Source organism: Bacteroidota bacterium, from assembly GCA_023957335.1.
Lineage (GTDB): Bacteria > Bacteroidota > Bacteroidia > NS11-12g > UBA955 > JALOAG01.
This window is the reverse complement of record JAMLHC010000001.1, coordinates 345,566-370,210: the sequence shown is the minus strand read 5'-3', so window position 1 is coordinate 370,210 and position 24,645 is coordinate 345,566. Positions and strand designations below refer to the sequence as shown.

The 24,645-nt window shown below is 37.1% G+C and carries 26 protein-coding genes; 9 read left to right on the top strand and 17 right to left on the bottom strand.

What is annotated here, in order from left to right; translation table 11 throughout:
* Nucleotides 1-32 precede the first annotated feature (32 nt).
* From atpG to M9892_01500, 10 genes are all read right to left on the bottom strand, one after another.
* Entirely contained in the window at nucleotides 33-914 is an 882-nt protein-coding gene (gene atpG / locus M9892_01545) for an ATP synthase F1 subunit gamma (GenBank protein ID MCO5253034.1), read from the bottom strand.
* An 18-nt stretch (nucleotides 915-932) separates the two neighbouring features.
* Nucleotides 933-2,513: a F0F1 ATP synthase subunit alpha gene (atpA, locus tag M9892_01540; protein MCO5253033.1), complete on the bottom strand. Its 1,581-nt coding sequence runs from the start codon at nucleotides 2,511-2,513 to the stop codon at nucleotides 933-935.
* Between the two features lie 4 nt (nucleotides 2,514-2,517).
* Nucleotides 2,518-3,054: an ATP synthase F1 subunit delta gene (gene atpH / locus M9892_01535; protein MCO5253032.1), complete on the bottom strand. Its 537-nt coding sequence runs from the start codon at nucleotides 3,052-3,054 to the stop codon at nucleotides 2,518-2,520.
* Between the two features lie 2 nt (nucleotides 3,055-3,056).
* Nucleotides 3,057-3,569, bottom strand: a complete 513-nt coding sequence (gene atpF / locus M9892_01530) for a F0F1 ATP synthase subunit B (GenBank protein ID MCO5253031.1) — start codon at nucleotides 3,567-3,569, stop codon at nucleotides 3,057-3,059.
* Nucleotides 3,570-3,637: 68 nt separating this feature from the next.
* Nucleotides 3,638-3,892 carry an ATP synthase F0 subunit C gene (gene atpE / locus M9892_01525; protein MCO5253030.1) on the bottom strand — a complete coding sequence of 85 codons (255 nt, stop codon included), beginning with the start codon at nucleotides 3,890-3,892 and terminating at the stop codon, nucleotides 3,638-3,640.
* 39 nt (nucleotides 3,893-3,931) lie between these two features.
* Entirely contained in the window at nucleotides 3,932-5,014 is a 1,083-nt protein-coding gene (gene atpB / locus M9892_01520; protein ID MCO5253029.1) for a F0F1 ATP synthase subunit A, read from the bottom strand.
* A gap of 387 nt (nucleotides 5,015-5,401) precedes the next feature.
* On the bottom strand, nucleotides 5,402-5,614 hold the full coding sequence (locus tag M9892_01515; protein MCO5253028.1) for an AtpZ/AtpI family protein: 213 nt from the start codon (nucleotides 5,612-5,614) through the stop codon (nucleotides 5,402-5,404).
* Nucleotides 5,615-5,631: 17 nt separating this feature from the next.
* Entirely contained in the window at nucleotides 5,632-6,063 is a 432-nt protein-coding gene (locus M9892_01510; GenBank protein ID MCO5253027.1) for a polymer-forming cytoskeletal protein, read from the bottom strand.
* A 330-nt stretch (nucleotides 6,064-6,393) separates the two neighbouring features.
* A complete protein-coding gene (locus tag M9892_01505) occupies nucleotides 6,394-6,969 on the bottom strand; it encodes a nitroreductase (GenBank protein ID MCO5253026.1) in 576 nt (191 codons plus the stop codon).
* A 7-nt stretch (nucleotides 6,970-6,976) separates the two neighbouring features.
* A complete protein-coding gene (locus M9892_01500) occupies nucleotides 6,977-7,669 on the bottom strand; it encodes a TrkA family potassium uptake protein (GenBank protein ID MCO5253025.1) in 693 nt (230 codons plus the stop codon).
* 46 nt (nucleotides 7,670-7,715) lie between these two features.
* Between M9892_01500 and M9892_01495 the strand changes: the two genes are divergently transcribed.
* Entirely contained in the window at nucleotides 7,716-8,390 is a 675-nt protein-coding gene (locus tag M9892_01495; GenBank protein MCO5253024.1) for a rhomboid family intramembrane serine protease, read from the top strand.
* 29 nt (nucleotides 8,391-8,419) lie between these two features.
* Here M9892_01495 and M9892_01490 read toward each other — a convergent pair whose 3' ends face one another.
* The 3 genes from M9892_01490 to M9892_01480 form a co-directional block, all read right to left on the bottom strand.
* Entirely contained in the window at nucleotides 8,420-9,118 is a 699-nt protein-coding gene (locus M9892_01490) for an FKBP-type peptidyl-prolyl cis-trans isomerase (protein ID MCO5253023.1), read from the bottom strand.
* A gap of 132 nt (nucleotides 9,119-9,250) precedes the next feature.
* Entirely contained in the window at nucleotides 9,251-10,741 is a 1,491-nt protein-coding gene (locus M9892_01485) for an SUMF1/EgtB/PvdO family nonheme iron enzyme (GenBank protein MCO5253022.1), read from the bottom strand.
* Between the two features lie 73 nt (nucleotides 10,742-10,814).
* Nucleotides 10,815-11,819 (bottom strand): PorP/SprF family type IX secretion system membrane protein, encoded by a 1,005-nt coding sequence (locus M9892_01480; protein ID MCO5253021.1) that lies wholly within the window; start codon nucleotides 11,817-11,819, stop codon nucleotides 10,815-10,817.
* A gap of 149 nt (nucleotides 11,820-11,968) precedes the next feature.
* Between M9892_01480 and porU the strand changes: the two genes are divergently transcribed.
* The 7 genes from porU to dnaJ all read left to right on the top strand — a co-directional run bounded on the left by porU (nucleotide 11,969) and on the right by dnaJ (nucleotide 21,452).
* Entirely contained in the window at nucleotides 11,969-15,829 is a 3,861-nt protein-coding gene (gene porU / locus M9892_01475; GenBank protein MCO5253020.1) for a type IX secretion system sortase PorU, read from the top strand.
* Between the two features lie 59 nt (nucleotides 15,830-15,888).
* Nucleotides 15,889-17,082: a type IX secretion system outer membrane channel protein PorV gene (porV, locus tag M9892_01470; GenBank protein MCO5253019.1), complete on the top strand. Its 1,194-nt coding sequence runs from the start codon at nucleotides 15,889-15,891 to the stop codon at nucleotides 17,080-17,082.
* Between the two features lie 70 nt (nucleotides 17,083-17,152).
* Nucleotides 17,153-17,683, top strand: a complete 531-nt coding sequence (locus M9892_01465; GenBank protein ID MCO5253018.1) for a hypothetical protein — start codon at nucleotides 17,153-17,155, stop codon at nucleotides 17,681-17,683.
* A gap of 59 nt (nucleotides 17,684-17,742) precedes the next feature.
* Nucleotides 17,743-18,399: a DUF4290 domain-containing protein gene (locus M9892_01460; GenBank protein ID MCO5253017.1), complete on the top strand. Its 657-nt coding sequence runs from the start codon at nucleotides 17,743-17,745 to the stop codon at nucleotides 18,397-18,399.
* On the top strand, nucleotides 18,399-19,712 hold the full coding sequence (gene murA, locus M9892_01455) for a UDP-N-acetylglucosamine 1-carboxyvinyltransferase (protein ID MCO5253016.1): 1,314 nt from the start codon (nucleotides 18,399-18,401) through the stop codon (nucleotides 19,710-19,712). The genes M9892_01460 and murA overlap by 1 nt, the downstream gene beginning before the upstream one ends.
* Before the next feature lie 90 nt (nucleotides 19,713-19,802).
* Nucleotides 19,803-20,333 (top strand): nucleotide exchange factor GrpE, encoded by a 531-nt coding sequence (locus tag M9892_01450; GenBank protein MCO5253015.1) that lies wholly within the window; start codon nucleotides 19,803-19,805, stop codon nucleotides 20,331-20,333.
* 3 nt (nucleotides 20,334-20,336) lie between these two features.
* Nucleotides 20,337-21,452, top strand: coding sequence for a molecular chaperone DnaJ (gene dnaJ, locus M9892_01445; GenBank protein ID MCO5253014.1), 1,116 nt, complete (start codon nucleotides 20,337-20,339; stop codon nucleotides 21,450-21,452).
* Nucleotides 21,453-21,454: 2 nt separating this feature from the next.
* Here dnaJ and M9892_01440 read toward each other — a convergent pair whose 3' ends face one another.
* From M9892_01440 to radC, 3 genes are all read right to left on the bottom strand, one after another.
* Entirely contained in the window at nucleotides 21,455-22,015 is a 561-nt protein-coding gene (locus M9892_01440; GenBank protein ID MCO5253013.1) for a hypothetical protein, read from the bottom strand.
* Complete coding sequence (locus tag M9892_01435; GenBank protein MCO5253012.1) at nucleotides 22,005-22,631, bottom strand: carbonic anhydrase family protein; 627 nt, start codon at nucleotides 22,629-22,631, stop codon at nucleotides 22,005-22,007. Before M9892_01435 ends, M9892_01440 begins: the two co-directional genes overlap by 11 nt.
* 151 nt (nucleotides 22,632-22,782) lie before the next feature.
* Nucleotides 22,783-23,463 carry a DNA repair protein RadC gene (radC, locus tag M9892_01430; protein ID MCO5253011.1) on the bottom strand — a complete coding sequence of 227 codons (681 nt, stop codon included), beginning with the start codon at nucleotides 23,461-23,463 and terminating at the stop codon, nucleotides 22,783-22,785.
* 106 nt (nucleotides 23,464-23,569) lie between these two features.
* Here radC and M9892_01425 point away from each other — a divergent pair, with 106 nt between their 5' ends.
* Nucleotides 23,570-24,175 carry a superoxide dismutase gene (locus M9892_01425; GenBank protein MCO5253010.1) on the top strand — a complete coding sequence of 202 codons (606 nt, stop codon included), beginning with the start codon at nucleotides 23,570-23,572 and terminating at the stop codon, nucleotides 24,173-24,175.
* Nucleotides 24,176-24,315: 140 nt separating this feature from the next.
* Here M9892_01425 and M9892_01420 read toward each other — a convergent pair whose 3' ends face one another.
* Nucleotides 24,316-24,534, bottom strand: a complete 219-nt coding sequence (locus M9892_01420; GenBank protein ID MCO5253009.1) for a membrane or secreted protein — start codon at nucleotides 24,532-24,534, stop codon at nucleotides 24,316-24,318.
* Nucleotides 24,535-24,645: the final 111 nt, after the last annotated feature.

The window sequence follows — 24,645 nt, the reverse complement described above, 5'->3', positions numbered from 1 at the left end:
ATATTAAAAAGGGAGAAGAATACTATCAAACATTAACCTTCCAATGCTGCAGCACCGCCCACAATTTCCGATATTTCATTGGTAATTGCAGCTTGTCGAGCTTGGTTGTATTGCAGTCTGAGAGCTTTAAGCAGTTCACCTGCATTGTCTGTAGCTTTGTCCATAGCAATCATGCGTGCACCATGTTCAGATGCGAATGAATCGAGTAAATAGCGATAGAATTTGGTTTTGAGTGAGCGCGGAATCAATTCTTGTAGAATTTCAATCTTGTTAGGTTCAAAAATGTAATCGTTATTTGATGTAGTTTCAGTAGAAACAGGAATAAGTACAGGCAGAAATCTGTCGTGAACCAAAATTTGTGTAGCAGCATTCTTAAACTGATTGTACACCACCTCAACAGTTGAATATTCATCTTTCAAATAAGATTGAAGTGCAAAATCAGTTGCCACATTTGCATTGATACTATTTAAGTCTTGAAACAGTCCAATGTAATTTGTGTTAAATATTAGGTTTGCATCTTTTTTTAACGCATCATATCCTTTTTTTCCAATGGGCATGATTTCCAGTTGTTTGTTTTCATACAATGCTTTGTGTGAGCCGGAAATCAGAGATTTTACTTTCTTGATAACATTGGCATTAAACGCACCGCAAAGTCCTCTGTCCGAAGTAACAACAATGAGTAGTGTTTTGTTTTTTTCTTTGTGTTTAAAGAATGCAGAAAGCCTTTCGTCATCAACGCTGTCGGAAAGGTTCTGTAGAATATTGCTCAAAGCCTTTTCATAAGGTCTCATTTGCATAATACCTGTTTGTGCTTTTCTCAACTTTGTAGCAGAAACCAGCTTCATCGCCTTAGTAATCTGCTGTGTTGAGATTGTGCTCGCAATCCGACCTCTTACTTCTTTTAAACTACCCATTTTTTAAGTTTACTTAAATCAAATAAAACCTTTAGAAACCTCTTCACCTACAGAAGCAAGAACAGCAGTGATGTTGTCATCAATTTTGCCTGCAGCCAGTTGGTTTAGAATATCTTTATGTTTATTTTCCAAAGTCTGAATATAGCTTTCTTCAAAAGATCTTACTTTGTTCACAGGAATTTTGTTCAACAAGCCGTTAGTACCCAGATAAATGATAGCAACCTGTTGCTCAACGCGGTATGGAGTATATTGTCCTTGTTTCAAAACTTCCACATTTCTTACACCCTTATCCAATACAGCCTTTGTAGCAGCATCAAGGTCAGAACCGAACTTAGCAAAAGCTTCCAATTCGCGGTATTGCGCTTGGTCAAGTTTCAATGTTCCTGCGACCTTTTTCATGGATTTAATCTGAGCGCTACCACCCACACGTGAAACGGAAATACCCACGTTAATAGCAGGTCTAACACCTGAGTTAAACAAATTGGACTCAAGGAAAATCTGTCCGTCAGTAATTGAGATTACGTTTGTAGGAATATAAGCAGAAACGTCACCTGCTTGTGTTTCGATAATTGGAAGTGCTGTGATAGAGCCACCACCTTTTACTAAACCTTTAAGAGTAGCCGGAAGGTCATTCATGTTAGATGTGATAGCATCAGAAGAGTTCAGTTTACAAGCTCTTTCAAGCAAGCGAGAGTGAAGATAGAAAACGTCACCGGGATAAGCTTCGCGTCCCGGGGGTCTTCTCAACAACAATGAAACCTCACGATATGCAACTGCTTGTTTAGATAAATCATCATAAACAATCAAAGCGGGACGACCGGTATCACGGAAATATTCAGCGATAGCACAACCTGCCATTGGAGCATAGAACTGCAATGGAGAAGGGGTGGAAGCAGCTGATGAAACTACAACTGTATAAGGCATAGCGCCTCTTTCTTCCAATGTCTTTACGATTTGTTTAACCGTGGATTCTTTTTGTCCTACAGCAACGTAAACACAAAATACTGGTTGCCCTTTCTCGTAAAATTCTTTTTGATTAATGATAGTGTCTATAGCCACAGCAGTCTTACCGGTCTGTCTGTCACCAATGATTAACTCTCTTTGACCTCTACCAATAGGAATCATAGCGTCAATAGCTTTGATACCCGTCTGCAAAGGTTGTTTAACAGGCTCGCGGAACAACACCCCAGGTGCTTTACGTTCTATTGGCATTTCGAAATAAGGACCTTCAATAGTGCCTTTGCCATCAATGGGTTCGCCCAGCGTATTTACAACACGTCCAAGCATCTTTTCAGATACATTGATAGATGCAATTTTTCCGGTTCTTTTCACTGTGTCACCTTCTTTTACTTGGGTGGAACTACCCAAAAGCACAGCTCCTACGTTATCTTCCTCAAGGTTAAGCACGATTGCTTTTACACCATTAGAGAACTCAATGATTTCACCGGATTGAACTTCTGATAAACCATGAATACGGGCAATGCCGTCACCCACTTGAAGAACAGTTCCTACTTCTTGTAATTCAACTTCTGAACGAAAGTTTGAAATTTGTTCTTTCAGAATTGCCGAAACCTCATCGGGTCTAATTGCTGTCGTCATACTATTATGCTATTTTAAATTCGTTTTTAATTTTGTTTAATTGGCTGCTTATGCTTGAATCTACAAGTGTATCTCCAAAGCGTACGACAAATCCGCCAAGGATAGACTTGTCGATGATATTTGTAAATTCAATTTCCTTTGCTCCGGTTTTTTCTTTCACCAGATTTGAAATCGAATTTTCTGTAGTTGAATCTAATGGAAGTGCAGAGGTAACAGATACTTTAACTCTTTTGTTATGAGTGTCATATATCTGATAAAACTCATTAATTACATTTTCAAGAATGTTTTCTCGTTTTTTTTCACAAAGTAGATGCAAAGTGTTTTGTATGATTTGTGAACTGTTTCCGAAAATCTTATTCAGAGCTAAAATTTTGGTTGAAGAATCAATAGACTTGTCTTTTAACAAGGTACTTAGCGCAGGGTTTTCTGAAGTTATTTTTTCTAAATTTTTTACTTCGTTGTATAGGTCAGCCTGTTTGCCTTCTTTGGCATTAAGAAACAATGCTGTTGCGTATCTCCTTGCTATTTTAATGTCTGACATGATTAGTTTTGACTTGCTGTTTGTTTTACTTCCAAATCTTTAATGTGATTGTCAATCAATCTCTTCTGTTCGTCAGTAGAGGCTAACTCTTTGTTCAGTAGTTTTTCAGTCAATTCAATTGAGAAGCCGGCAATTTGAGATTTGAGTTCTTCAATAGCTGCATTTTTGCTTTTCATGATTTCCTGATTAGCTCTTTCAATAAGTTTAGCACCTTCAATTTCGGCAGATTTTTTAGCTTCTGTAATGATTTGCTCTTTCATTTGCTTAGCTTCTTTGAGAATACTTTCTCTTTCTGTTCTTGCTTCATGCAACAATGCCTCATTGTCAGATTTCATTTGTGCCATCTGAGCCTTGGCTTCTTCGGCAGATTTAAGAGCAGAATCAATAGATTCTTCTCTGTCTTTGAGTGATTTCAGAATGGGTTTCCATGCAAATTTCCCCAAGATGAATACTAATGCACCAAAAGAAATGGTCATCCAAATCACCAAACTGAATTCCGGAGTTACTAAATCCATAGTCTCTTTTTTTAATAATTTTAAAAAATGCCGGTATTTAGGCTACCGGCTTTGCCTTATAGCGTTTATTAAAGGATGATAAGCAGACAAATTACAAGAGCAAAGAATACCGCACCTTCGATAAGCGCAGCAGAGATAATCATGTTAGCTCTGATGTCGCCCGAAGCTTCAGGTTGACGTGCGATAGACTCAAGTGCGCTTGCACCAATCTTTCCGATACCGATACCAACACCAATTGCGGCTAAACCTGCACCAACTGCAGCACCGAACTTAGGAAAACCGCTTTCTGCGGCAGCTTGTAAGATAATTTCTAAAATTGACATGTTATTTATTTTTTATATGTGTAATGAGTTTTGTTTTTATTAATGATGTTCTTCAGTTGCCATCCCGAAATAAATGGCGGAAAGAAGTGTAAATACATAGGCTTGAATAAAAGTAACCAACAAAGAAAGTAAGCCCATAAATACAGTAAATAGTACCGAAAATACTCCCACTCCTATACCTAATGTTTCGCTAGTCTCTCCAAAGATGAAAATCAAACTGAAGAATCCCAATGCAATGATGTGTTCTGCAAGAATATTTGCAAAAAGTCGCAGCATAAGCACAAAGGGTTTTAAGAATACGCCCATAATCTCAATTGGGATCAAAATCGGATACATCCAGACGGGGACGTCAGGGAGAAATATGTGTTTCCAATACAATTTATTTCCGGAGAAAGTGGTTATAACAAAGGTAAATATTGCTAATACAAAAGTAGTAGAAATGTTGCCGGTTACGTTCGCTCCTCCTGGAAAAAAAGGAATGATTCCAAATAAATTGTTTATCCATATAAAGAAAAATATGGTGAGAAGAAAAGGTAAAAATTTCTCGTATTTTTTGCCTGCCGAAGGTTTAGCTATTTCGTCCCTAACAAAAAGAATGATAGGTTCTATCAGTGATTGAAATCCTTTTGGTGCCATTCCATCTCTTCTTTTATATGCTTTGGCAACTGATGAGAAAAGTAAGATTATGAGAATAGTTACAATGACAACTGAAGCACTGTTTTTTGTTAATGAAAAATTATAGAAACTACTTCCATCTTCTGATTCTAATACATGTCTGAACTGTTCTGCCTTATAATTTAATTTATAACCATGATAAGGCTCATGTCCATGATGAAATTTTGAGGATAAAAACATGTCGAAACCTCTTTCCGGATGATAAACAATCACAGGTAATGGAATAGAAACGGCTTTGCCATTGATATCCATAATATGCCAATCATAGGCATCTTTTACGTGATTCATGATCATTTTGCCGGGTTGAAATTTTTCTTTTTGTCCGGTCTCGTTTTCTGCTTTTAAAGGTTTACCAGTAAATAAAAAGAGCGAAAAGATAACAAGTGATAATGAAAATTTCAAACCTGAAATTTGCGAAAGCCCTTTATTTATTAATATTCTCGACATTTTGCCCTTGTGCTGAATCGTGCCGCAAATTAAATGCTAAAAATTTAATTTCAAAAGCCATGTAGATAAAATATAAAAGAATGTTTGCAGTAATGAATTGAATCCTGTCTAAGTTATTTATAATCAACGCAATTGATATAAATGTAAGTGTGAATAGAAGTCTTAAAATTATGCTGACTCCCAATGTTTTGATGAAAATCTTGTGATTTTTGGATTTAAGTCCAATTTGCGAAATGATAAAGAGAAGAAGAGTTAGGAAGAAATAATATAAGTTACTTAGAAATATCCAGTCGTATGTTGTTTTATCAATGTGGATATATGTTTCTACTAACTTAACGATGCCTGAGAACGCAAAGAAAAGTAGGGTGAGTATGATGAAAAACTGCTTCATTTGATAGTTCTAATTAGCTGATAAATGCTCAAAGCTACGCCTGTCAATGAAAGAATGAGTGTAAAAATAGGAATTTTGAATGAGAAATGCTTGTCAATCCAATTACCTGCATAAGCGAAGATGAAAATAATAGCAATCATTTGAAAGGCAATTCCGGAGTATTTAATATAGTTTTTTCCGGAATCGTGATTGTCCTTCTTGTACGTCATATTGTTCACAGCCAATTTTACGGCTGACCAAGCATACTGTTTTGTTTGCTAAGAGGATCCGGAGTTGTATTTACAATATTCTTCTCGGTTTTATTGTCTTTCATGGTACAAGTCCCATTAAACTCAGCCCCGTTTTCTATATTTATTTTATTTGTCTTTATGTCTCCAATTATCTGTGCGGAATCTCTGAGAATAAGATTTTCTTTTATCTCAATATTACCTTGCACTTTCCCTGAAATATCAGCATTGGCGGAAATGATACTCCCTTGTACATAACCTGAATTTCCTATCACCAATTTTCCATCGACTCTGAGATTCCCATCAATCTGACCATCTAATCTAAAGTCTTTTTCGCAATGCATATCTCCGGTAATTTTAACACCTTTTCTGATTACGTTTAACTCTGCATCTCCACTATTGAGCGCTTTATCATTTCTCTTGTTTAACATTTTATTGATAGGTTATGGATTATGGTTGCAAATATCAGAATAATTTGCGACTTAACAAGTGGTGTAAGAACATGGTGGAAGAACTTTTGAGTGAATAAAAGAAAGCAAATGTTTTCTATGAATGGGGCAGAAATTGTTGAAGCGATATTGTTAATGCTTAGATCTTTTATTTGTGTTGAAATCTAAATCCCGTAAGATTAAATTAACCACATAAATACAATAGAAATACAAGCTATCATTCCCATTCGGATTAGTGGTTGATAAAGTAAAAATTTATTTCCACTTGGAGTTACGTAAGGGTTTTTATGTTTTTGTTAATAGTGATTTTTCCTATAGGTTCCACCGTATATAGTTACTGACCGGAGGGCGATTGGAGTGGGTGCGTTTTTGTTTGAGTTTGCCTATAAAGAAAAAACCTAAGCATTTGTCCTCTGTGGTTAATTCTAAGAAATGATGCATTTCAGGAGTATAAGTTCCATTACCTGTGCACCAATATCCACCCACATCTTCGAATTGCAATAATCCTATATAAATATTTTCGACCGCACATGCCACAGCACAGATTTCTTCAGTCTCCGGAATAGAATGTTCCGGGTTTCTTTTCATACAGATGGCTAAGATGTGAGACACCTCAGAAGGTATTTGGTTAATTTTTTCGGATTTGGAGCTTGTGTTCTCGTTTGGGTCAAGTTCGTTTATTTCAACTATTTTATTTGTGAGCTTTTGGAGTGACGTGCCTGAAAAAACCTGAAAATACCAAGGTAAAGTGTGCTTATGAGAAGGGGCTTGGTGTGCACATTCGAGCAAGTACTCAATGATTTCATCGGGAATTTTCTCTCCGGTAAATTCTTTTCTAAAATGCGATCTGCGCATTTTTAGCATCTCAAGAATATCATTTGGTATCATGCAAGGTCTAAGAGTTAAATTCTATAAATCTCTCGATATCGGTTTGTTTGCCTAAAATGATTAGTTCATCTCTCTCATATACAACTAAGTCGCGTTGGGGAACACCTAAAAGATGATATTCTGTTTCTAAGTGTCTGCCTTTTTCAATTTCAAAAGGACGTTTAATTGAAATTAAGTTCAGATTATAGTCTTCCGTAAATCTAATTTCTCCAACAGTTTTGTTATAAACGCCTTTTGGTGGCGATAATTCAACTATTTCAAAATTGTCGGGCAATTGCAGAAATGTTTTAACATTGGGATGGATCAGTCTCTCAGCAACTATTTGACCTACTTCCTCTTCGGGATTAAATATTTCTGTTATACCGATTTTTTGTAAAATTAAGGTTTGGTGTTTAGATGCAGTTCTTGAAATAATGCGGGTTACTTTAAGTTCTATAAGGTTAACAACAGAAAGCAACAAGGCTTCAAAATTCTCACCAATAGCCACAATGACAGCATCCATATCTTTTATTCTAAGCGATTCTAACGAACGCAGGTGGGTGGCGTCTGCTTGGACGGCATGGGCAACGTCATCTTTGAGGGCATCTACGCGCATGGCATCTTCATCAATGGCAATGACATCAGCACCGCGCAATGATAAATATCTGGCAATCTTGGAACCGAAGCGACCTAAACCGATAACGGCAAAACGACTATTCATTCAGCTGTCAAACTTAGTTCTTTTGCTCATAGGAAGAACATAATTAATGCCTAAATTATTTAAACTTACTTTAACTTTGAAGGGTAAAATTAGTGTTGTGCGTAAGGTAAAATTTTCGATATGGGTTGCTTTTATGTTTTCGTTTGTGATTTTGCTATGCTTTCTGTTGCAACACATGGATGGTATGATTGACATGCATACCTTTGCTATTGTACCCGGTGATTGGCATCAGTTTTATGGAATTTTCACAACGATATTGGTACACAACGATTTTCAACATTTTATTTTTAATATCGTTCCTCTGTTTGCGTTGATGAGTTTGCTCATATTCTTTTACACCAATATTTCTGCTTGGGTAGTATTATTTATAGTATTTTTTGGAGGGCTTGGAGTTTTTTTTGTGGGTGCGCCCGGATATCATATTGGTGCAAGCGGTTTAATTTTCGGACTGATAACATTCATGATTTTTAGTGGCTTTATTAGGCAAAACAGAGCATTGTTGACTGTTTCTTTTATGGTTTTAGTATTTTATGGAGGTTCATTATTCGGAGTACTTCCGCTTTCTCCTGAAGTGAGTTGGGAAGGGCATTTATTTGGTTCTTTGGCGGGGATAATTGCCGCATTTATATGGAGGAAAAAAGGTCCAAATAAAGATATGCACCTATTTCATATAAAACGAAAAAGTCAAGAGGATGACGAGTATGCTCATTTTTCCTCTTGACTTTATATATTCACTGAGAATGAGAAGTTCTATTTTATTTTGAACAACTCTATCTTATATGTGAGCGCTTTGTTAGGAGGCATTCCTCTTAATTGGGGATTTTTGCCAAAGCCTAATTCATAAGGTACATAAAATTCATAAATAGCTCCGGGTTTCATAAGTTGAAGACCTTCGACCATGCCCGGCCATGCACCAGAAATAGGTACTTCAATTGGGTCGGTCATGTCTTTTGTGTCTTCAAACACTTTACCATCAGGATATTCAACTCTTAAATGAATGACAACCGTGTCGGTCATTGAGGGATTAGGACCTTCGCCTTCTTTGATGGCTTTCCATAATAATCCGGTTTCTGATTTTTTGACTCCTTGTTCTTTAGATTTCTTTGCAATGAAATCGTTACTTTCTTTGATATTTTTTTCTGAAGATGCTTCAAGTACGTTGGATAAATGCTTTTGAACAATACCTTCATATAACTCAGGAGTAATTAACCATCCTGAATCTTTTTCAAACGCATCTCTCATGCCGGCAACTAATGCATCAAAATTGATGTCGGTTAGATCGCGTTCTTTTAATTGTAGTCCGTAGTTAAAACCGGCTGCGAAGCTGAATGAGTCCTTTAAATTGTTGAGTACTGCTCCGGAGGATTTGTTGCTTTTGTTGCCACAAGAAGTGATGGCAATTGAGAGAGCTAAGCCACACGCTATGCTCATAAATAATTTATTTTTCATATTTGACAAAATGAGTGGCAAAAGTAGAGTATTCCTATTAATTTGCTAAGACAATCACATAATTAAATTCGTAAAAAAAAAGCGGGTATAAATATACCCGCTTTTTTATATTCTATGAGTTCTATAAGTGCTTTACCGTTTCTTTTTGGAACCTGTAGAAGGTAAGTTTTTATTTGCTTTAGGATTGTTTCCTACCGGAGAACCTAAACGAATCATCGCACATCTGAATCCAAGTGTCGGAAGTGAAAGCTCTTCATCTAAGAACCTTCTTGTACCGGGTGCCATCCAATACGCTCTGTCGTGCCATGAACCACCTTTAAACACTCTAGCTTTGTTATTAACAAGAGAAGTAGTTCCGTATTCGTACATTTGTTCACCACCCATATATGTTTCCTCATCCTTGTATCCAATGTTATCAGCTTTTTTGTAGTTTCTACGTTTTACATTTTCTTCAATAGAAACCAATCTGTATTTTAATCTTCCAAGGGAGTCCTTTTCTTCAGGGTCTCCATAGCTGTCTAAGGATACTGTTTTAAATACATTACCTCTGAATGGATTAAAGTCATCAAAATCTTCCCAACTTAAAGGTCTATAAACATCCATTACCCATTCGGACACATTTCCTGCCATATTATAGAGTCCATAATCATTAGGCCAATAAGAATAAACGGGTGTTGGTACAAACCCCGCATCATTCAATTTACTTGCAATACCGCCATAGTCACCTCTACCTCTTTGGAAGTTAGCTAATATCTGACCTCTCTCTCTTTCAGTAGAACCTCTTGCCCAACGAACAGTTAAGTCATTCCAAGGATAAATTTTGTCTTGTTCAATATTCTCATTAACTGCATTTCCAATTAATGCTTTGGCTGCAAATTCCCACTCTGCTTCGGTCGGCAGTCTGTATTCAGGCAATAAAATACCATCTTCAACTCTCACTCTACGTGTTGCTTTCTTTTTAACGCTATAGTCCCTTGGTTGATATTTCTTTTTACCCAATTTAGGGATGTCATATAAACCAGACAAATAAGCCGCAGTATTAAAGTTATTTTCTTCTAATTCTTGCACAGGGTCATAAATCATAATGCCTTCTCTGTCCAGAATCATAGTGTTTACACGGTCTGTTCTCCAAGCTGCAAAATTTGTAGCTTGTTGCCAGTTAACACCCACAACAGGATAGTCTTTATAAGCAGGGTGGCGGAGATAATACTCTACATAAGGTTCATTGAACGCTAATTTACTTCTCCATACAAGTGTGTCAGGAAGAGCCTCTTTGTAAACATTATAGTCAGGAAATACCCTTAATAACCAATATAAATACTCGCGGTATTGCTTATTGCTAATCTCTGTTTGATCCATATAAAATGAATTAACAGTAACACGTCTTTCAAGATTATCGTACTTCCATTCAACGTCTTGCTCTTTAGTACCCATTAAGAATGTACCGCCTTCTACTAGAACCAAACCGGGTCCTGTTTCTTGTCCGTCATACTCGTGATCTTCAAATCCTCCCCAACGAGGATCATTGTAACCCCAACCTGTTGTTGAGGATCTCTTACTGCAAGAGGATAAGTAAATAACTGCGGAAAATAGAATAAGGGCAGAAATAAGTTTTGTTTTCATGCTTTTTTCTCTAATGTCTTATATAACTGATAGGGGGGCAAAAATATTGTATTTATATTAAAAAAATGCAAAATTAAAATTCAGGGCATCTGACAGGCTTAAATCTTTTGGGAACTTTAGGTATACACCATTCAAGAGTTGCGGTAACTTCGTGTGAAACAGGTACGGCACTCCTAGCAGAGGATACAGTAATATCAGTGCTGTAAGCAAATTTGAATCTGTCTTTTCTAAAACCGAATAGAATCATAAGTGCATCTGAGGTTTTATAATGTCCAAACGCCTGGCGAAACCACAAGCCGGTCACTAAGGGGCCTCTATTAATATAAAAACCGAGGTTTAACTGAGTAAAAGTACTCTGGTTCATAAATAGTATATTAGGTGAAAAAGTACTTTGGGTTACTTTTCTCTTATCTAGTGGTATAACAGCACCGGAATGAAAGGTCAGTCGTCTTGGGATTTTGGCATTCTCGGCATCACTGTCATAGAAAGATTCCTTGGGTTCTACAATATTATGAACGGCCAAACCCGCGTAAAATTTACTGGAATAACCTATCAGACCTGCAGCAAAATTTGGATATCTAACCATGTCTGTCGCATGTGTTTCTTGTGTTTTATATATAAAGCCTCGAATTGGGTCGATTTGGTCTGCCCATTTTAAACTTCCCCAATCTATACTTTTTTGAGTATAAGTGCCTTGAATGCCAGCTCTTAAATAAAAACCTCTACGGACATCTAAGGGTAATACATATGCATAAATAGCGCTCAATGAAACGGTTGTTAATTGTCCTGCACCTGCTCTGTCATACAACGCTAGAAAACCTAAACCACCATTGATTTCATCTACGTGTTGATCAAATGAAGCAACCATGGTTCTGTATGTGCCGGGAAGTCCTGGCCATTGATTTCGATAGCTGACAGAAAAACGTCCCGCTGCATTAAATGAACAAAATGCATTTCCAGCCATTGCTGGGTTGGTATAAACAGGTGACGCATAAAATTGAGTCAATTCAGGATCCTGAGCAAAAACAAACCCATTGAATAAGAATAGGAAACCAAAAACTAGTATATGTCTCTTCATATTTAATTTAACTACTGCAAAGATAGCCCACAAAACTACAAAATATAATTTTGTTTGCCAAACAGAGAGTGAGTGATATTTCTAACGAGGATTATTTATCGATATTGTATACTAATTAAATCTTAATACCGTTTCTTTGACAACTGTTAGTGTCTAATATCATTATGTTTTTGAGAAATGCTTTTTACACTCTTGTAGGATTTCTTTTTCTTGTTGCTAATCTTGATGCACAAGAATTTAAAAGAGAGTTGAAATGGGAAGAGTACTCTGCATTTAATGTTACTAATATCCCATTTTGTTCAACCTGCGATGTAAGTCAAAATAATGATGAACGGTACATTTCATTTTATTCTGAGAGATTTAAAGGGTTCTCTAATGAAAAGTTTGAAGCACACATGTCCGGTGAGATTTATTCAGTATTGAATATTGATAATAATGTCAAAGTTGTTTTGATGGAATCCCTCAGTAAGATTAATGACTCCTTATTTGCTGAAACTCAATATGAAGCAGATGTGTCCTATCTGTATGTCAGATATCCTGCACTCAGAGTCAGAGGTAATAATATTGAGCGTTTAGAATCGTTTTCGATTGAACTAACCCCCAGAATCGTACCACTTGCATCTCCTCCTATTATAAGACCGGGACGCAGAGGGAGTTGGCCTGCCACGAGTGTGCTTGCTTCGGGACAATGGTATAGAATTGCAGTCTCTCAAGAAGGGATATTTAAGATGGACAAATCTTTTCTTGAATCTTTGGGTATGAATCTCTCCGATATAGACCCGAAAACGATTAAAATATATAGCGGACACGGAACCATTCTGCCTGAATTTAACTCCGTTGAAAGACCTAAGGATTTAGTTCAAAATCCAATTTATGTGAAAGGAGAAGAAGACGGTCGTTTTGATGCAGCAGATTATATTTTGTTTTATGGTAACTCCCCAAGTAAGTTTCTATATGACTCTTCAAGTAATGATTTCGTTTATAGTAAAAACTATTATGCTAAAGAGACTGTTTATTTTCTTACATACGGAGGTTCAAATGGAATTCGTATAACATCTCAATCTGCTAATATTTCTCAACCCGCAGATATTGATGTGAGTGAGTTTGATGATATATATAGATATGAGAAGGATTTAGTCAACCTGATTAAAACGGGGAAAATATGGTATGGAGAACACTTTGACCGTACACTTTCGTACTCATTTTCAAAAGATTTTGCAAACAGAGTTGCCGGGAGTACAGTTAAAATTAGGACAGTTTTAGTTTCTCGTTCTTTGAAGCCTTCCACCTTTACTTTAAATTTAAATGGAAAAACATCCTCATTTCAGATTGCCGCTCTTGGCACCTTGGATTATGAGAGTAGCGTGATAGTTGCGCCTGTCCAAAGGGTATTTAACTTCTCAGACATTAACGGTTCATCACTTAATTTGAATGTTAGTTACGACAAACCGCTATCCAGCAGCGAGGGGTGGTGTGATTATATTGAGTTTGTTGTAAAAAGAAACCTAATCCACTCAGGTGCACAGACTATTTTTGCTAATTTGACTTCAACCCAAGTGGACTATTCAAAATTCAAGATTACCAGTGCGGAGAATATACAAGTCTGGGATATTACTGACCCGTTTAATGTTAAAATACAGAATACTGATTTTGTTAATAATGAACATCAATTTGTTGCAAATACACAAAATGTGTTACGTAGATATATTAGCACTTCTTCTTATCTTTCACCAAAAGCTTTATCCAAAGCCTCTAATCAAAATTTACACGAAATAAGAGATGTCGACTATATTATTGTTACTCATCCGGATTTGAAATCAGCTGCAGAAAATCTTGCACAGTTTCACAGAGAAAACAGTGGACTAACTGTACAAGTGGTTACAACAAATGAGATTTTTAACGAATTTTCTCACGGAATTCAGGATGTAAGCGCTATAAGAGATTTTATGAAAATGCTCTGGGATGAAGCTTCCTCACCTCAAAAACGTCCAAAATATTTGCTGCTTTTTGGCGATGCCAGCTATGATTTTTTGGATATTCTTGAAAACAATACCAACAGAGTCCCCACTTTTGAATCCATTGATTCGCATAATCCCATGGTATCTTTCTGCTCTGATGATTATTTTGTCCTTATGGATAATTCAGAGGGTAAAATGGATGGCGTTTCCAGTATTGGGATGTTAGATATTGCTGTTGGACGCATTGTCGCTAATTCATTAGCTGATGCAGACGCTGTTGTTAATAAAATTAAAAACTACTATGCTAAAGAATCTTTTGGCAATTGGCGTACAAATTTTACATTTCTGGCAGATGATATGGATAATAATTGGGAAAGTGAATTTGTTGTCTACAATGAACAATATACCAAAGAACTCGAAATACAATATCCGTATGGTCTTTATAATAAGCTATATTTAGATGCTTTTGAACAAAAATCAATGGGTGGTGGCGAACGCTATCCGGATGCAGTAGAAGCAATTAATAATAATATAGAGAAAGGAACGCTCTTGTGGTCATATAATGGTCATGGAGGTACATTTGGATTAGCTTCTGAAAGGGTAATAGTTATTCCGCAAATCAATGCTTGGCGAAATAATTATAAACTGCCACTCTTTGTAACCGCGACATGTGAATTTTCGCGCTTTGATGATCCTGCAATGGTTTCCGGAGGTGAAAATACGCTGTTAAATCCAAAAGGAGGTTCCATTGGCTTATTGACAACCGTAAGATTGGTGCTGGTTTCTACCAACAGAGCAATTCAGGATTATTTGTATAGTAATTCCTTTTATGTCAAAGATGATAATGGGCGCACCCCAATAGGGTTAATTTATAAAGAAACTAAAAACCGTCCTTTGCCGGGAAGCGGAGATAGGTTTTTTACTTTTTTGGGAGATCCTGCTGTTAGACTCGCTATTCCCAGATATAAGGCTGAATTAGATTCTCTCAACGGTGTTTCATTGAGTGATGCAGGAGTTGATACTTTAAAGGCATTGTCTAAAGTTACTTTTAAAGGACGAATTTTGAATGATGATAACTCAACCAAGTCAGATTTCAATGGAATTGTGTTTCCAACTGTTTTAGATAAATCATCCATTACACAGACTCGTGCAAATGGAGCCAATTCGGTAGTTCTGGATTATAAAGTTCAAAACAATATTCTGTTTAGAGGTCGCGTGCAAGCTAAAGATGGCAAATTTGAATTTACATTCATTGTTCCTAAAGATATAAATTACAGATATGACAGTGCGCGTATATCATTATATGCGGACAATCAAACAACGGATGCTGCCGGCTATGAGAAACGAATTATTGTTGGTGGTGCCGCTGACAGTGTTGGGACAGACAATGAAGGTCCTGTACTTGCCTTATTTTTGAATGATTTCTCTTTTGTTAATGGCGGATTGACAAATAATAGTCCGTTATTTATTGCAACACTTCATGATGAAAACGGCATAAACACAGCAGGTTCAGGCATTGGAAGAGAAATTATTGCCACGTTTGACAAAGGGACTAAGCAAGAGCGAAGTGTAGTGTTAAACGAGTTCTATCAAACAAATATGAACAGTTATCAGGATGGAGAACTACGATACCGTTTGTCAAATCTTGCACCGGGCAAACATACTATTACACTTAAGGCATGGGACGTGTACAACAATTCTTCTGAAACTACATTAGAGTTTGTAGTTGATGAAAATAAGGATTTGGTTTTGAAAAATCTGATGAACTACCCCAACCCGTTTAGTACACATACTACATTCCATTTTGACCATAACAAACCGGGTCAGAATCTCACCATTCAACTTCAAATTATGACTATAAGCGGAAAAGTTGTCAAAAACTTCTTTTCAGAAGTAACTTCATCAGATTCGCATTTAAGTTTGTTTGATTGGGATGCCAAAGACGAGTTTGGCGACAAGCTTGCCAAAGGAGTTTATATATACCGAATCAGAGCAAAATCAGGTGAAGGGAAGTGGGTTGAAAAATATGAAAAACTGATGCTCCTTAATTAATACTGATTATGAAATTATTTTAGATAAATTTGCCACCTCAAAAAATTTAACAGAAACAAATGTTAAACACATACAAGACCCATATTTTATTCATCGCTCTTATTGCGTTTCCTTTTTCTCAATCATTTGGACAATTAACAGTCAGTCAGTTAGCAGGGCAGCAAAATGTAATAACAACAGCAGTGCCTTTTTTAACCATCACTCCGGATAGTCGTTCTGCTGCTATGGGCGATGCAGGTGTAGCCATTACACCGGATGCAAATTCAATCCATTGGAATGCTTCCAAGTTGGCGTTTGTTAAAAAACCTGTTGGATTTGGTATTTCTTATGCACCATGGCTCAGACACATTGTGCCGGATGTTCAACTTTCCTACATTTCAGGTTATGCAAAAATTAGCGAGAACAGTACAGTAGGCGGTTCCTTTAGATACTTTTCATTAGGAAATATTAACTTTACCGATATTACCGGTAACCCCATGGGTAGTTTTGAACCAAATGAATTTGCAATGGATGGTTTTTATGCAACTAAACTCTCCGATAAAATGTCTTTGGCTGTATCCCTTAGATTTATCTATTCAAATCTTGTTGGAACAAGAACCGGTAGTGGTACTTCAGCAAGCCCCGGAATAGCAGGAGCCGGAGATATTTCTTGGTATTATAAAGATAAACTTAAAAAATCAAAGACCCCTACAGAATATGCTTTTGGGGTTGCAATTACAAACTTGGGTTCTAAAATTACATACACCAATGCCCAAGAAGCAGATTTTATCCCTATGAATCTGAGACTCGGCACAGCATGGACATTCAATATTGATGAATTTAACTCTTTTACTGCAACCTGTGATTTTAATAAATTGTTGGTGCCAACACCCGCCTATAAAAGTAAAACCAACCCCGATTCAATTATTTATGGAAGAGACCCAAGGGTTCCAATTTTGCAAGGTGCTTTTCAGTCATTCTATGATGCGCCCGGTGGATTTAAAGAAGAGATGAATGAAATTACTGTAAGTTTAGGTGCAGAATATTGGTATGCAAAAACATTTGCTTTGAGGGCAGGATATTTTCATGAATCAGATACAAAGGGTCAACGAAAATATTTGACTTTTGGAATCGGACTCAGATATAATGTCGTTGGTATTGATGCCGCATATTTGGCACCATTCCAACGCTCGCATCCGTTACAAAATCAAATGAGATTTTCTTTGTTGCTTGATTTGGACGCTTTTGCCAAAGGTGCAAATACGAAAAAATAAGATAGAAAAAAACGTCTAAATAATAGACATTTAAAAGAAAGAATTATATTTGCCCCACAAAAAATAAAATATGAAAAAGAGTATTTTCACCTTCATTTTGTCCGCTTTTGCATTAACCCTTGTATTTACAGGATGTAAATACGAAGATGGACCTTTTGTATCATTAAGACATAAAGCAGACAGATTCTCAGGTTCTTGGAAGTTTGCCAAAGTTACATTAGATGGTGCAGAAATTACCAATCAGTTTAATCGAGCTAATTTTAACATCTCATTTGAAGTATATAGAGATGGTGGTTTTGGATTTAATTTTAGAGATAATGACGGCAAAATATTAGATAGAACAGGAAAGAATTCAAAATATGAAGAAGCTCAAAAGGAAATTGGAGCAGAGAAAACAGCATTTGTATATCAAGGTTCAGGACATTGGACGTTTATCAATAATTTTAAATCAGTTCAGATGAAATATGAATTGTCATATAAAGATGAAAGTGAGGTGCCGGTATATGATATTAAGGAACTTCGTAACAAAAAAATGAAATTATCTGGCAAAGACCCAGACTCCGGTAAAGATATTGAGATTGAGTTTGAGTCACTTAATTAATAAATAAATAAACTTTAAAAGCCTCAGATTCCTGAGGCTTTTTTATTTTCGCAAATTATATGGAAAGAAATACAGCATTAGTTTATAACACCGAACGAAAGGATATGGTTATTTCTGAGTATGGACGCATTGTGCATGATTACGTAGAGTTGATTTGTGCTGAACCGGACAGAAATAAAAGAACACGTATGGCTCACGGACTTATCAGCATCATGGAAAACCTTAAGCCTCAAGTAAAAGAGCAAGAGGACTACAAACACAAACTTTGGGATCATTTATATATTATTTCAAACTTTAGGTTAGATGTGGATAGCCCTTTCCAAGCACCTAAGCCTGAAAATACCAGTATGCACCCCGAGCCAATCCCTTATCCTACTCAGCCTATAAAGTTTAGATTCTATGGTCGAAACCTTCAGTATATGGTTAATAAGGCTGCCGAAATTGATGATAAGGAGGTACAAAAAGACTTCTTGAGTATTTTAGCTTCTTTTATGAAAAACTCTTCTCGCAGCTGGAACAATGAAGACTTGACCAATGAGATGGTAACTAATCATTTGAAATCAATGTCAGGAGGCAAAATAAGTATAGATTTTGAAAGTCTTGATATTCGAACAGATGACACGTTCCAAAGAAAAACCAACGGGTTTAAACCCAATAAAAACAAAGGATTTTCAAAAAGACATAAAAATAATCGCAACAAAAACCGTTACAGATAATGAGTGTATTTAAAATTACCGGAGGAAAGAAGCTAACAGGAGAAATCATACCGCAAGGAGCTAAAAATGAAGCCCTGCAAATTCTTTGTGCTGTTTTACTTACAGAAGAAAAAGTGGTTATTGATAATATTCCCCAAATCAGAGATGTTCAGAAACTCATTGAACTGCTTGCTTTGTTGGGCGTTGAGGTAAAGCAATTATCGGAATTCAAATATTCTTTCAAAGCCCATAACGTGAATATTGATTTCCTTTCAAGTGCTGAGTTTAAGAAACTTGGCGCAGCCCTTAGAGGGTCAATTATGATTGTAGGTCCATTGTTAGGCAGATTCGGCAGAGGATATATTCCTGCGCCCGGAGGAGATAAAATTGGCAGAAGAAGGTTAGATACTCACTTCGTAGGTATGCAAGGTTTAGGTGGTAATTTTGAATACGATAAAGAAAATAATTTCTATAAGATTACATCCAAAGGCAGACTCAAAGGAACATATCTGCATTTAGACGAAGCTTCTGTTACCGGTACTGCCAATATTGTGATGGCGGCTGCTCTTGCCAAGGGCGAAACAACTATTTACAATGCTGCTTGCGAACCTTATGTCCAACAACTGTGTTCTCTTATAAATAATATGGGAGGAAAAATTTCAGGAATTGGCTCTAATAAATTGATTATTCATGGTGTTGAAAAACTAGGTGGAGCCAAACACACTATTCTGCCGGATATGATTGAAATAGGGAGTTTTATTGGTATGGCAGCCATGACTGAATCTGAGATTACAATCAAAGATTGCAGAATTGATCAGTTAGGAATTATTCCCGCAACATTTAATAGATTAGGTGTACGTACTGAATTCAGAGGTGATGATATTTTTATTCCCAGACAAAAGCATTACGAGATTGATACTTTCATTGATGGTTCCATTCTGACAGTTTCAGACGCAATTTGGCCCGGATTTACGCCCGACCTTATTTCTATTGCACTCGTTACGGCCATTCAGGCAAAAGGGAATGTGCTTATTCATCAAAAAATGTTTGAAAGTCGCTTGTTCTTTGTAGATAATCTAATTGACATGGGCGCGCAAATTATCCTTTGCGACCCGCACAGAGCAACTGTGATGGGGCTTGACAGAAGAGTTAAGTTGAGAGGTATTACAATGACTTCTCCCGACATTAGAGCGGGGGTGGCTTTATTGATTGCAGCTATGTCTGCTGATGGTGTCAGCCACATCAAGAATATAGAACAAATTGACCGTGGATATCAGTTTATTGACAGAAGGTTAAATGCCATTGGAGCCAAAATTGAAAGAATTGACTCATAATCTATTTGTTTTCTGTGTCATTATGTCAGCAATGTGTGAATGGCAGTAACTTTGATACAGCAATTCCAAATTCTTGTGTAATTAATAATCATGTCGAAAAAAGATAAGCACCCAAAAGAAGAAGTAAATTTGAACACCGGTGAAACTGTGGTTGAAAGTTTGGAAAATCCGCTTCAAGAGGAGTTAAACGCAGTCAAAAAACAGCTCAAAGAGCAGGAAGATAAGTATCTGCGGCTTTATGCAGAATTTGACAATTTCAGAAAACGCAATGCCAAAGAACGCTTGGAACTCATTCAAAACGCTGCCGAAGAAACACTCGCAGCCTTGCTACCGGTATTGGACGACTTTGAAAGATCGCTCAAAGCCGCCAATGAACAGATGGACGGATTAAAAGAAGGAGTAGAACTCGTTTTTCGAAAATTCAATACAACATTGGAATCCAAAGGGCTTAAAAAAATGGATTCATTAGGCAAGGAATTTGACCATGACTTTCAAGAAGCGGTTACGCAAATTGCCGTGGAAGACAAAAATAAAATGGGGAAAGTCGTAGATGTAATAGAAGAAGGTTACATGTTGAATGACAAAGTAATACGTTTTGCAAAAGTTGTTATAGGAGCATAATAGATGGCTACAAAAAGAGATTATTATGATGTGTTAGGGGTGGCTAAAACAGCAAATGCCGATGAGATTAAAAAAGCTTATCGCAAACTTGCTATTAAATACCATCCTGACAAGAATCCGGACAATAAAGAAGCCGAAGAGAAATTCAAGGAAGCAGCTGAGGCTTATGAAGTGCTTAGCGATTCGGAAAAGAAAAAGCGCTACGATCAATTTGGACATCAAGGAGTTGGTGGTGCAGGAGGTTTCTCCGGACAGGGTATGTCCATGGATGATATTTTTTCACAGTTTGGAGATATTTTTGGTGATTCCTTTGGCAGTTTTTTTGGTGGAAGCAACAGGGGGGGAGGTAGAACTCGCCATGTCAGTGGTTCAAATATTAGGATTAAACTCAAAGTTACGCTTGAAGAAATAAAAAAAGGAGTTGATAAAAAAATCAAATACAAACGTTGGACTGTTGCACCCGGATTGAACTTCAAACAATGTCATACTTGTCATGGCAGAGGTTCTGTTACAAGGGTTACAAACACATTCTTAGGACAGATGCAAACAAGTTCAACTTGTCCTACTTGTGGCGGAAGCGGTCAAGTAGTAGGAGAGGTGCCAAAGGGAGCAAACTCACAAGGGTTAATTCAAGAAAATACTGAAACAACTTTGCGCATTCCTCCGGGTGTAATGGATGGAATGCAACTTTCGGTGAATGGCAAAGGAAATGAAATTGCAGGAGGATATCCGGGTGATTTGATTATTGCAATTGAGGAAGTCCCACATGAATTTTTGGTAAGAGAAGAAAATAATGTTCTTTTTGAGTTGACAATAAGCATCCCTGAAGCGGTGCTTGGATGTACTGCAGAAGTTCCAACCATCGAAGGCAAAGCACGAATTAATATAGAACCGGGTACGCAAAGTGGTAAAACACTAAAACTTAAAGGTAAAGGGCTGCCGGATATCAATGGGTATAATACCGGAGATGAATTTGTAAGGGTGAATGTGTTTATTCCTTCAAAAATTAGCAAAGAAGAAGAAGGCTTGATGAAGAAACTCGCAGAATCTCAAAACTTTACTCCGGATATTAACGATAAAAAAAATAAGTCCTCTTTTTTTAATAGGATATTCAACTAATCCTATTTAGAGTCTGATAAATAAAAAATAAATCCTACACGGACAATAAAGGGGTTGAGAAACTTGGCATTAGCAGGTCTATTGGTGATGTACATAATTTCCAGCGTTGAACCAAAGTTGTAATAACCGGCTCCTACCATTGTCAATGTGGAATTGCTACGCGATGAAATCCCTTTTACCCCATACGACATATTATCTATTTCGGCCTGTAGAAACAGATTATTGATTGGAAAAAAGCGTGCCATCGCTCTGCCTCCGTAAATATTATCAGAATAGTCATAAGCGTAATCATGGAAATATGAATACATGGGTCCGGCAAGTACAGAAAATCGGTTAGTCAAGCGATACCCAACCACCGGTAATAACTCAATAAACATACTATTCCCCAAAGTAAGCCATCCCGAACCGCCTACAACAATCCGGTCTTTGGTTTTAGGTGCTTCCGGTAAGGGCACCTCAGGAGATTGAGAATATGTAGGTTGCGTTAGAGCAACCAGTGTGATTAGTAAACACAGGAAATAGACAGATTTTAGGTTCTTTGAGTGGTTGCTTTTAGTTTTCATAAAAAGTAACTTCACCGGTAGATACATCATACATCGCGCCACAAATCATGATTTTTCCTTGTTGTTCTAATTCGTTCAGAATGGGGCTGCGTCTTCGCACTTCTCTGATAACATGAAATACATTAAGTACAGATACCTTGTTTACAAAGTCAAGGTTGGAAGAGTTGCGGTTTTCTTGTATAGTCGTTTCTTGTGTTATGGCAGGTTTGATTTTGTTGACTAATCCGGTTAGGTTGCCTAATTCAACATTGTCGCAAGCACCTTTGATTCCTCCGCAATTGGTATGTCCCAATACAACAACCACTTTAGCATTGGCTAATTTTGCTCCAAACTCCATGCTGCCTAAGATGTCATCATTTACAACGTTACCCGCTATACGAATACTGAAAATATCTCCAAGACCTTGGTCGAAAATCAACTCGGCAGATGTGCGCGAATCAATACAGCTCAATATGCATGCAAATGGAAATTGCCCTTCTTTGGAAGCGTTGACTTGTTCTAATAAATCGTTATTAGTTTTCAGATTTCGCATGAAACGAAGGTTGCCTTCTTTAAGAATCTCAATGGCATCTTGGGGTGTCATTGTGTTTTGGTCTTTTGTGGAATGTAAACGCATATCAATTTATCTTTTTAAACACGGCAAAGTTATAGTTTACTATATTAAATATTATGGATTTTATTCAGCTCCTTTTGTTATCTTTTTTGCTTCAACATAACAATGGATAATCGTATGCGATTTTGACTCAAGTTCTTTTAATTTTCAAACTTTACAAAACCCCTTCATCCGCAAAACTATAATAACTGCCATGTCCTATAATAATATGGTCTAATAGGGTTAAATCAAGGTAGGAACATGCCTGTTTAATCTTGTTTGTAAGCGCAATATCCTGCGAACTTGGCTTCAAATTTCCCGATGGATGGTTATGACATAGTACTAATCCTGAGGCGTTGTCTTCCAATGCTTTTCGTAATATTTTTTTGGGATCTGCCACTGTTGCCGATACTCCGCCTTCGCCTACTTTGTATTCACTAATTACTTTATTTGCTCGATTGAGTGTGAGAATCCAAAATTCTTCATAGTTTTTGTCTTCAAGTCGATTTTTTAGATACTTATATATATCATTACTGACAGTAATTTTAGCTCTTTGCAGAATGTCCCATTTTTCTCTGCGACCGCCTAACTCTAAGGCAGCCAATATAGTAATTGCTTTAACAAGCCCAATACCATCAGCTTTTTGTAAATTTCTGACCGATAGTTTTGCCAGTTCATTCAGATTGTTGTTTGCTAATTTCAAAACTTGCTGTCCCACTTCAACTGCATTTGATTTTTGGGTGCCGGTTCTGATAAGTATAGCTATCAACTCTGCATTGCTAAGGGATTCTTTACTGCCCGACAAAAACCGTTCTCTGGGTTTGTCATCTTGTGCCAATTCATTTATGCTTGCCATTTTTCAAAAATAGTAAATATGTCGAATGTAAAAAGAGATTGATAAAGATAATCGTTCTTAAATGATTGTTCTTCATAACTTTGTCAGGTATAAATAAATAAATATTATGTCATTCGAATTAACAAAACTACCTTATGATTTCAGCGCCCTCGAACCTCACATCGATGCGCGTACAATGGAAATTCATCACGACAAGCACCATGCTGCTTATGTAAATAACCTCAATGCTGCTATTGCCGGCACTGATGCAGAGTCAAAATCAATCTTAGAAATTCTTGCCAATGTAAGCAAATATAGTGCTGCAGTTCGCAATAATGGCGGTGGACATTTTAATCATGATTTGTTTTGGAAAATTATGTCTCCCAATGGAGGTGGTCAGCCAAGCGGTAAACTTGCAGATGCTATAAACCACGAGTTGGGTGGATTTGATGCATTCAAGGATACATTCAGCAAAGCAGCCGCTACTCGTTTTGGCTCAGGATGGGCATGGCTTTGTGTTTCTAATGGTAAATTGTCAGTGTGCTCAACTCCCAACCAAGACAACCCTTTGATGGATATTGCAGAGTGTAAAGCCACCCCAATCCTCGGACTTGATGTTTGGGAACATGCTTATTACCTACACTATCAAAATCGCAGACCTGATTATGTAACAGCATTTTTCAATGTAATCAATTGGGCAGAGGTAGGCAAGAGATACGAAGCAGCCTTGTAACAAACAAATGTAATCATTTCATGAAAGCCTCAGGTATATGCCGAGAGGCTTTTTGTTTTTAGCAAGGAATAAACATAAATAAATGAAAAGTGCAATTGAGCTATTTTTTAACCGTGGTTAGTGTTTTCACTACCTACTACTTAAGGATTGCTTGCGTTGTCTTTGCCGCAAGATTCCCCGGGCGCACTCCCGCAAAGACCGCATGTGCCATTACTATCATTAAGTAATGGGTTGGAAGAGGAACAGCTTTTGCGGACTTCTCCGCCTTTAATCAAAATTGCTCTAATCCCAATTCCTGCTGCTGCAAGCACAGTAATTGCGATGGCAAGTATGACTGTTGTGATGAGTGTGGATGACATAGCGAATGCAAAAGTACCTAAAATTCTTCGCACCTTATTACGGGCGCTTGTGTAATGTGTTTAAAACCCTACATAAATCCCATTAAATGTGTCGTCAAGTAGGTTGTTTCC

Bases quoted from the DNA above. Each gene is read 5' to 3' on its own strand.
- atpG (MCO5253034.1), bottom strand. From the start codon at position 914: ATGGGTAGTTTAAAAGAAGTAAGAGGTCGGATTGCGAGCACAATCTCA.
- atpA (MCO5253033.1), bottom strand. From the start codon at position 2,513: ATGACGACAGCAATTAGACCCGATGAGGTTTCGGCAATTCTGAAAGAA.
- atpH (MCO5253032.1), bottom strand. From the start codon at position 3,054: ATGTCAGACATTAAAATAGCAAGGAGATACGCAACAGCATTGTTTCTT.
- atpF (MCO5253031.1), bottom strand. From the start codon at position 3,569: ATGGATTTAGTAACTCCGGAATTCAGTTTGGTGATTTGGATGACCATT.
- atpE (MCO5253030.1), bottom strand. From the start codon at position 3,892: ATGTCAATTTTAGAAATTATCTTACAAGCTGCCGCAGAAAGCGGTTTT.
- atpB (MCO5253029.1), bottom strand. From the start codon at position 5,014: ATGTCGAGAATATTAATAAATAAAGGGCTTTCGCAAATTTCAGGTTTG.
- M9892_01515 (MCO5253028.1), bottom strand. From the start codon at position 5,614: ATGACGTACAAGAAGGACAATCACGATTCCGGAAAAAACTATATTAAA.
- M9892_01510 (MCO5253027.1), bottom strand. From the start codon at position 6,063: ATGTTAAACAAGAGAAATGATAAAGCGCTCAATAGTGGAGATGCAGAG.
- M9892_01505 (MCO5253026.1), bottom strand. From the start codon at position 6,969: ATGATACCAAATGATATTCTTGAGATGCTAAAAATGCGCAGATCGCAT.
- M9892_01500 (MCO5253025.1), bottom strand. From the start codon at position 7,669: ATGAATAGTCGTTTTGCCGTTATCGGTTTAGGTCGCTTCGGTTCCAAG.
- M9892_01495 (MCO5253024.1), top strand. From the start codon at position 7,716: ATGCCTAAATTATTTAAACTTACTTTAACTTTGAAGGGTAAAATTAGT.
- M9892_01490 (MCO5253023.1), bottom strand. From the start codon at position 9,118: ATGAAAAATAAATTATTTATGAGCATAGCGTGTGGCTTAGCTCTCTCA.
- M9892_01485 (MCO5253022.1), bottom strand. From the start codon at position 10,741: ATGAAAACAAAACTTATTTCTGCCCTTATTCTATTTTCCGCAGTTATT.
- M9892_01480 (MCO5253021.1), bottom strand. From the start codon at position 11,819: ATGAAGAGACATATACTAGTTTTTGGTTTCCTATTCTTATTCAATGGG.
- porV (MCO5253019.1), top strand. From the start codon at position 15,889: ATGTTAAACACATACAAGACCCATATTTTATTCATCGCTCTTATTGCG.
- M9892_01465 (MCO5253018.1), top strand. From the start codon at position 17,153: ATGAAAAAGAGTATTTTCACCTTCATTTTGTCCGCTTTTGCATTAACC.
- M9892_01460 (MCO5253017.1), top strand. From the start codon at position 17,743: ATGGAAAGAAATACAGCATTAGTTTATAACACCGAACGAAAGGATATG.
- murA (MCO5253016.1), top strand. From the start codon at position 18,399: ATGAGTGTATTTAAAATTACCGGAGGAAAGAAGCTAACAGGAGAAATC.
- M9892_01450 (MCO5253015.1), top strand. From the start codon at position 19,803: ATGTCGAAAAAAGATAAGCACCCAAAAGAAGAAGTAAATTTGAACACC.
- dnaJ (MCO5253014.1), top strand. From the start codon at position 20,337: ATGGCTACAAAAAGAGATTATTATGATGTGTTAGGGGTGGCTAAAACA.
- M9892_01440 (MCO5253013.1), bottom strand. From the start codon at position 22,015: ATGAAAACTAAAAGCAACCACTCAAAGAACCTAAAATCTGTCTATTTC.
- M9892_01435 (MCO5253012.1), bottom strand. From the start codon at position 22,631: ATGCGTTTACATTCCACAAAAGACCAAAACACAATGACACCCCAAGAT.
- radC (MCO5253011.1), bottom strand. From the start codon at position 23,463: ATGGCAAGCATAAATGAATTGGCACAAGATGACAAACCCAGAGAACGG.
- M9892_01425 (MCO5253010.1), top strand. From the start codon at position 23,570: ATGTCATTCGAATTAACAAAACTACCTTATGATTTCAGCGCCCTCGAA.
- M9892_01420 (MCO5253009.1), bottom strand. From the start codon at position 24,534: ATGTCATCCACACTCATCACAACAGTCATACTTGCCATCGCAATTACT.